The organism is Hydrocarboniphaga sp. (assembly GCF_028291725.1).
Lineage (GTDB): Bacteria > Pseudomonadota > Gammaproteobacteria > Nevskiales > Nevskiaceae > Hydrocarboniphaga.
Map to the genome: position 1 here is coordinate 38,387 of NZ_JAQGNT010000091.1, position 7,389 is coordinate 45,775.

Genomic DNA, 7,389 nt, shown 5'->3' on the forward strand with positions numbered 1-7,389 from the left:
CTCATCAATAGGGTTGCAATGAACGCGCGAGTATAAAGGCCCATAACTTTGTTTGAGTGACGATACGATGTCGAAGCCAGCCTGGACCGCCGACCGCGCCCGCGAGCGCTACAACCTGCCGCAGTGGGGCGAGGGCTATTTCGACGTGTCCGACGCGGGCGACAGCCGCGGCCACGTGCTGGTGCGGCCGTTCCGCGATCCCGACGGCCCCGCGATCGATCTGTACGAGATTGCCCGGCGGCTGCCGCTGGAAGGCCTCGACCTGCCGGTGCTGGTGCGCTTCAACAATATCCTGGAAGACCGCGTCGATGCGCTGACCGGCGCGTTCGCGCGCGAGATCGAGGATCTTGGCTACGAAGGTCGTTACACGGCCGTGTACCCGATCAAGGTCAATCAGCAGGCCGACGTGGTCAAGACCATCGTCCGCCACGGCGGCGCGCGCGTCGGCCTGGAGGCTGGCAGCAAACCGGAACTCGCAGCGGTGCTCGGCCTCGCGCCGGCTGGCAGCCTGATCGTCTGCAACGGCTACAAGGACCGCGGCTACATCCGCCGCGCGCTGATCGGCCAAAAGCTCGGCCACACGGTTTACATCGTCGTCGAGAAACTGTCCGAACTGCCGATCGTGCTTGAAGAGTCACTCGCGCTCGAGGTCGTGCCGGTGATCGGCCTGCGCGTGCGCCTGGCTGCGGACTCGAGCAGCACGCAGCAGAACACCGGCGGCGAGAAAGCCAAGTTCGGCCTGACCACGCCGCAGGTGCTCGAAGCAGTCGAGATGCTGCGCGCGGCTGGCCGCATCGCGTCGATCCAGATGGTGCATTTCCACCTGGGTTCGCAGGTCGCCGCGGTGCAGGACATCGCGCGCGGTCTGCGCGAGGCCGCGCGCTTCTATGTCGAGCTGCGCCGTCTGGGCGCGCCGATCGACGTGGTCGACGTCGGCGGTGGCCTGGGCGTCGATTACGAAGGCACGCGTTCACGCAGCCACTGCTCGATGAACTACGGCCTGCGCGAATATGCACGCAACATCCTGCGCACGCTGCGCGATGTCTGCATCGAAGCCGGCGAGCCGCAGCCGAACGTGATTTCCGAATCCGGCCGCGCGCTGACCGCGCATCACGCGGTGCTGATCACCAGCGTGATCGACCAGGAGATCGTGCCGACCTCGGCGATCGAAGCGCCGGCCGCCGACGCGCCGAGCGTGCTGCGCGAGTTGTACGAGTTGCTGAACGACAGCCCCGGCCGCGGACCGATCGAATCGCTGCATGAAGCAGCCCAATTCCTGTCGGAAGCGCAATCGCTGTACGCCGAAGGCCTGTTGAGCCTGGGCCAGCGCGCCTGGGCCGAGCGCGCGTACTTTGCGGTCGCGCGCGACGTACAGCCCAAACTCGATTCCGGCATTCGCGCCGAGCGCGAGGCGATCGAGGGCTTGAGCGAAAAGCTGTCGGCGAAATACTTCTGCAATTTCTCGGTCTTCCAGTCGGTGCCCGATGCCTGGGCGATCGAACAGGTGTTTCCGATTCTGCCGATCCACCGGCTCGACGAGCGGCCCTCGGTTCGTGCGCGTCTGTGCGATCTGACCTGCGACTCCGATGGCCGCCTGGATCGCTACGTCGATCGCGAAGGCGTGATGCCGACGTTGGCGGTGCACGAGCTGATCGAGGGCCAGCCCTATCTGATCGGCCTGTTCATGGTCGGCGCCTACCAGGAGATTCTCGGCGACATCCACAATCTGTTCGGCGACACCAACGCGGTGAACGTCGTGCTCGACGCGAAGTCGCCGCAGGGCTGGCACCTGGAAGGCGCCGAGCATGGTGACCGCACCGACGAACTGCTGCGCTACGTGCACATCGCGCCGGAGGATCTGGCGCAGAGCTATCGCAAGAAGCTGGCGGTGCTGAATCTGCCGCAGGCGCAGCGCACGGCGCTGCTGGCGGAGCTGGAGGCCGGGCTGTCGGGCTACACTTACCTCAGCTGACCGAATGTACGATGTAGGTTGGGGTGAGCGCAGCGAACCCCAACGATCACCCGCGCAATGTTGGGGTTCGCTGCGCTCACCCCAACCTACGCGCTACGAGCGGCGCAGCTCTTCGATCAGCAGCGCCCGCGCCACGCGATTCTCCAGACCTTCGGGCATCACCAGACCGACCCGTTGCAGATCCTCGCGCAGTGCGCCATCGACCCTCAGTGCCGGCTTCGCCGCCATCGCCAGCAGCTTCCACTTCGGCGTCCTCGAAACCCGCGCCTGCACCGCCTTCAAGCCCTTCGCGATACGCAGTTCCTGCGCGGTGAACTCATGCCCGAACGGAAACGCCGGAAACGCGCTCGCGCGTGACTCGAACAGGCGGCTCAGGCGCTCCGGCGTGTTGTCGCGGTGCCGCTCCGGGATCGCATAGCCCGCCTCGATCTTGCCGGCCTTCTGAGTCTGCGCCAGCAGACCGGCCTGAAAGCGCGAGTCCGCGACATGGATCATCGCCTTCGCCACGTCCGCATCGGTCTTCGCGCGCAGGTCGGCGATGCCGTATTCGGTGATGACGATGTCGCGCAGATGCCGCGGAATCGTGCAGTGCGCGTAGTTGAACACGATGTTGCTGGTGCTGGCACCGCCGGCTTCCCGCACTGCGCGGATCAGCAAGATCGAGCGACCGGTCAGCAGTTGGTGCGCCTGCGCGACGAAGTTGTACTGGCCACCGACACCGGAAACCACGCGGCCGTCAGCCAGCCCGTCCGAAATCACCGCACCCGACAGCGTCGCCATCATGCCGGTGTTGACGAAGCGCGCGTGCACACGCTGCGCCTTGTAAAGCCGCGGATCGAGGTCGAGCTGGTTGACGCGCTCGACGCCAGTCATGCAGATGCAGTCGCGCTGCTGCTGGCTCATTTCGTTCAAGGCGCGATAAAAACTGCGCGGCCCGAGAAAAAAGCCGCCATGCATGACGACGCCGTTGTGCAAACGAGATCCGAGGCATCGCGCGGCGATCTGTGCGCGGGCGTCCGGATCGGCCAGGTTCGCACTGATGTGCGTGCCGTCCGCGGCAATCAGCTGGCCGTCTTCATAGACAGTTCCGTCGGCGAAGAAGCCGTGATTCTGCAGCCGGCGAAAGTCCTGGCTGCGTAGCAGACGCACGCCGCGCGCGACCAGCTCGTCCAGCAATTCGGGCTTCAGCGCGGCCGGCTCGCAGACACCTTCGTCGACCAGCTCCTGCAGCGCCCAGAAATCATAGACCTCGCGCGTCAGCACACCGGCGCGGATCAGCTCCAGGAAGCCATCGACGAACATCTCACTGGCGCCGTAAAGACCGCGCTCGAATGCGGATATCCCGCCGAAGCGAGTGATCATCTCACCGTGCTGTTGCACGCTGCCGAGCGCATCGAGCGCGCTGCGATACGCCGCGTTGTCGCGATGCCGCAGGATCAGCGCAGCCACGATCGCGTCGCCCAGGCTGCCGATGCCGATCTGCAAAGTGCCGCCGTCGCGTACCAGGGCCGAAGCCTGCAGGCCGATCGCATGATCGGCCGTGACCACCGGCGTTTTCGGCGTCGAGAACAGTGCGGTGTTGAAACGCGGGTGGTCGATCACGTAGTCGAAAGTCGACGGCGGCACTTCGGCATCGCGCGCCATGTATGGCAGATTCTGGTTGACCAGGCCGACGACCGCGATGCTGCGCGTACCCGCGGCTTCGGCCGCACGCAGCATCCGCACCAGCTCCGGGCCGGTGTCCGGATTGCAGCTCAGGCTGTAGCGCAGGCCATCCGGCGTATCGCGCCGCGCGACCATTTGCGCGACCAGGTTGCAGCCCTGCTCGAACACATCGCGCGCGGCGAAAGTGTAGTTGGTGCTGATGTAGTCGCGCTGCGCGCGCGGGTTATGCAGGCGGCTGCCGGGCGCCATGAAAAACTCGACGATGCGCACGTTCGCCGGCAGGCGATCGGCGCTTTGATCCAGGGCGTACTGCAACTCGGGCACGCCTTCGAATACGCGATCCAGAAAAGGATCGAGCAGCGCCGCTTCCAGGCCCTTGGGATGCGGCCGTTCCAGCGACAGCGCGGTGAGTATCGTCAGCCGCATTGCAGGATCGCAGCGTGCGCGCTCGTAGAGCGCATTCACCAGTTCGACCGGCTTGCCCAGACCCAGCGGTATACCGAGCCGCACGTCGCGGCCGACGCGCTGAAGAATCGCATCGACGCAGGCGTCGAGCTCACTGAAGATTTCCGGAGCCGCTGCGGCAGCTGCTGTATTCGATTCGATCATGGCGGGCCGACTCTATCGCTAAGATACGTCTGCCGCCTACCGCCGCAAGCCAGAGGCCAACATCATGATCGACCGCGCATACGCCATCACCATGGCCCGCTACAACCGCTGGATGAACGCCAGGCTCTATGCCTGCGCAGAGCGTCTGAGCGACGAGCAGCGCAGGCAGGACCGCGGCGCGTTCTTCAAGTCACTGCACGGCACGCTGGACCACCTGATCAGCGGCGACACGATGTGGATGTACCGCTTCACCGGCCGCAGCATCGAGAATCTGACGCTCGGCGGCCGCTTCGATACCTTCGCCGAAATGCGCGCACACCGCGAATCACTGGACCAGGAAATCAGCGCCTGGGCTGCCACCGTCGACTCCACTTGGCTGGCGTCGGATTTCGCTTACTACAGCAAGGCCTACGACATGCACTACACGAAGCCGGCCTGGCTGCTGGTCACCCATTTCTTCAACCACCAGACCCATCACCGAGGTCAGGCTACGACGCTGCTGATGCAATTCGGAATCGACCCGGAGGCGACCGATCTGCCGGTAATGCCGGGCACCTGATCGCCGGCTGGGCGAGTCGATCGGGCATCCCTGCCCGATCGAGGCCGCTTCAGCCTGCAGCGCTGGAGCTGCAAGCCTGGCCTATCTCACTTCACCGACAGCACGTCGGCGACCGGCACCAGGCAATCACCGGGCGAGTTTTCCAGCACCGACATCGTGCCGCTGCCGTCATTGAGCGACGAGACATCCTGTGTCGCGGTGTCCCACAACTGCGGCATCGCATGGCCGTCGGCACCGTTCCAGTGTCCGTCGCTGCGCGTCGAGCCGGGGCCGGCGATCAGTGTGCCGTTGACCGTCGTGGTTTCGCCGGTTGCGCTGTCGTTGTAGCCGCCGCCGACCTGGCCGTCCGCGCCGATGGTGGTCATCAGCGTCGAGAAGCCGGCCGGCACCAGGCTCATGCTGTAGGCCAGCGAGCCGCCCGGTATCGTGCGACCCGCGAGCTTCTTGTCGTAGACGAGCGTGGTTCCGGTCTCGCTGGCGCTGGCCAGGATCACGACGAGGCTGGCACCTTCCGCCAGCGGCGGTACGGCCGAGGACCAGGGGCTGGCGCCACTGACGTCACCCGCTGCACCGGCCGGCAGCGTCACCTGGTAGGACAGCGGCAGGGAGCCGACAGCATCGATGAAACTCTGGATCGCCTTGGTGGCGTCGGCGCGGTACACAAAAACGCTGCCGCCGCTCCAGCACGGATCGGCGCCGTTGCCGACCGTGGTTCCCTTCAGCGTAACCTGCGACGAAGTCGGCGCCAGACCCTTGAACAGCATCTTGTTGTGGACGCCATCCGCGGTTTCGCCGGAGATGCTGGCATAGGCCCAGTAAAGATAGGCGGCCGACAGCGTGTAGCCGGACGGGACGCCGCTGAGGTTGATGACAGCGGAGGGCCGGTTGCGCAGCGCGGCGCCGGCCGCGACATGCGTGGTTCCCGGCAGCGTGAACACCGGCGTCAGCACGACGGCTGCGGCCGCCACCGGTCGCTGAACCTCCTTGCTTCCCACCGCTCCATTTCCGGCAACGGCGGCAACTGAAGTTACCGCAAGTCCGGTACTCATCATCAGTATCGACATTGATTTCATCGCAGGTTCTCCTCTCGCTTTCCGCAGCTCTTGGGCTGCGTCCAGACTCCGGGGCGGAGCCGGATTGCCGATGCTATGCCCGTCTATCGTGTGAAGATAGAGACGCAGTTCACACAGAGAGTTGCCGCGCGGTAATCGCGATTTAGCTGGAACCCCGACGATGCACGGATAACCCGGCAAAGGACTGCGAAACCGGCATCAGCGAGATCGTGTTGACGTTCATGTGCGCTGGTCGCGACGCGATCCAATGCACCGTCTCCGCGACATCCTCAGCGGTCAGCGGCGTTGCGTTTTCGTAGAGTTTCGCGGCACTTTCGTCGTCGCCATTGAAACGCACCTTGGAGAACTCGGTGCCACCGCAGAGCCCGGGCTCGACGTTGCTGACGCGTAGCGGCGTTCCGGCAAGGTCGGCGCGCAGATTCAGCGAGAACTGACGGACGAAAGCCTTGGTCGCGCCGTAGACATTGCCGCCCGCATAAGGCCACTCGCCGGCGGTAGATCCGATGTTGATGATGTGTCCGCGGCCGCGCGCAACCATGCCTGGCAGCACCGCGTGGGTCACTGACATCAGGCCCTTGACGTTGGTGTCGACCATCGTCTCCCAGTCGTCGAGCGAAGCGCGCTGCGCCGGCGCGAGGCCGAGCGCGAGACCGGCGTTGTTGACCAGCAGATCGATCTCGCTCCAGTGCGGCGGCAAGGACGCGATTGCATTCTGTACCGACACGCGATCACGCACGTCGAGCTCGACGATATACGCACTCGCGCCAAGTTCTTCGCCCAGCGCATCGAGGCGATCACGCCGGCGTGCGGCCAGAATCACGCTGGCGCCAGCGGATGCAAAGCGGCGCGCGATGGCGCTGCCGAAGCCGGCACTGGCGCCGGTGACGAGGACGATCATGATTCGATTCAGTAGATTGGGCGGGCGTTTAGCCTAAGGGAACCCGCGCCGCATGTCGCGACCAATGTGCATCCCCTGGCGCACTTTTCCTTAAGGTCCTACCCTCGCTCCACGCTGGCGGGGGCCGCGTGCGCCAACAGGCGTCGAACTGAAACCAAGGGGACTTCATGAAACTGGTTTATCCGGGGGGAACGTACACGCTTCGGGATTGCTGCCACGCTGGCGATCATTTTCTGGATTGCATTGATTGTCGGCACGGTGGGCATCGCTTTGCTGTGGTTGCTGCTGTTCTATGTCGCCTACGTATTCGCTCATTCCGCCTTCATTTCCTACCTTCGCGGATCGGCGGTGAAGTTGAGCCCGGAGCAATTGCCTGACCTGTATGCGCGAGTGCAGGCGGCAAGTCGCAAACTCGGGCTCGCCAAGACACCCATCAGCTATCTGCTCCATGCCGATGGAATGTTCAATGCGCTAGCGACTCGCTTCCTAGTGCCTAATTGCATTATACATCGATAGTATTATGATAACCCCCATTGCGGCGTTGGGGGGGATGAGATGGCTCGGGTGGCGGTGACACTGTCGTTCACGGCGGAAGTGGAGGCTGAGTTGGAGC

The 7,389-nt window shown here is 64.5% G+C and carries 6 protein-coding genes; 2 read left to right on the forward strand and 4 right to left on the reverse strand.

Annotated elements, in window-relative coordinates:
* The first annotated feature begins 67 nt into the window (after positions 1-67).
* Positions 68-1,972: a biosynthetic arginine decarboxylase gene (speA, locus tag JWQ90_RS23545; protein WP_299697446.1), complete on the forward strand. Its 1,905-nt coding sequence runs from the start codon at positions 68-70 to the stop codon at positions 1,970-1,972.
* Positions 1,973-2,065: 93 nt separating this feature from the next.
* On the opposite strand, the gene JWQ90_RS23550 is transcribed toward speA, so the two are convergent.
* Positions 2,066-4,246 carry an acetyl-CoA hydrolase/transferase C-terminal domain-containing protein gene (locus tag JWQ90_RS23550; RefSeq protein ID WP_299697447.1) on the reverse strand — a complete coding sequence of 727 codons (2,181 nt, stop codon included), beginning with the start codon at positions 4,244-4,246 and terminating at the stop codon, positions 2,066-2,068.
* 64 nt (positions 4,247-4,310) lie between these two features.
* Here JWQ90_RS23550 and JWQ90_RS23555 point away from each other — a divergent pair, with 64 nt between their 5' ends.
* Positions 4,311-4,805 carry a DinB family protein gene (locus JWQ90_RS23555; protein WP_299697448.1) on the forward strand — a complete coding sequence of 165 codons (495 nt, stop codon included), beginning with the start codon at positions 4,311-4,313 and terminating at the stop codon, positions 4,803-4,805.
* A gap of 86 nt (positions 4,806-4,891) precedes the next feature.
* Here the strand turns inward: JWQ90_RS23555 and JWQ90_RS23560 are convergent, their stop codons facing one another.
* The 3 genes from JWQ90_RS23560 to JWQ90_RS23570 form a co-directional block, all read right to left on the reverse strand.
* The gene (locus tag JWQ90_RS23560) at positions 4,892-5,773 is read right to left on the reverse strand and encodes a hypothetical protein (protein ID WP_299697449.1); all 882 of its coding nucleotides are present in this window, start codon (positions 5,771-5,773) and stop codon (positions 4,892-4,894) included.
* Between the two features lie 247 nt (positions 5,774-6,020).
* Positions 6,021-6,776 (reverse strand): bifunctional NADP-dependent 3-hydroxy acid dehydrogenase/3-hydroxypropionate dehydrogenase YdfG, encoded by a 756-nt coding sequence (gene ydfG, locus JWQ90_RS23565; RefSeq protein ID WP_299697450.1) that lies wholly within the window; start codon positions 6,774-6,776, stop codon positions 6,021-6,023.
* A gap of 165 nt (positions 6,777-6,941) precedes the next feature.
* The gene (locus JWQ90_RS23570) at positions 6,942-7,091 is read right to left on the reverse strand and encodes a hypothetical protein (protein WP_299697451.1); all 150 of its coding nucleotides are present in this window, start codon (positions 7,089-7,091) and stop codon (positions 6,942-6,944) included.
* Between the last annotated feature and the right edge of the window lie 298 nt (positions 7,092-7,389).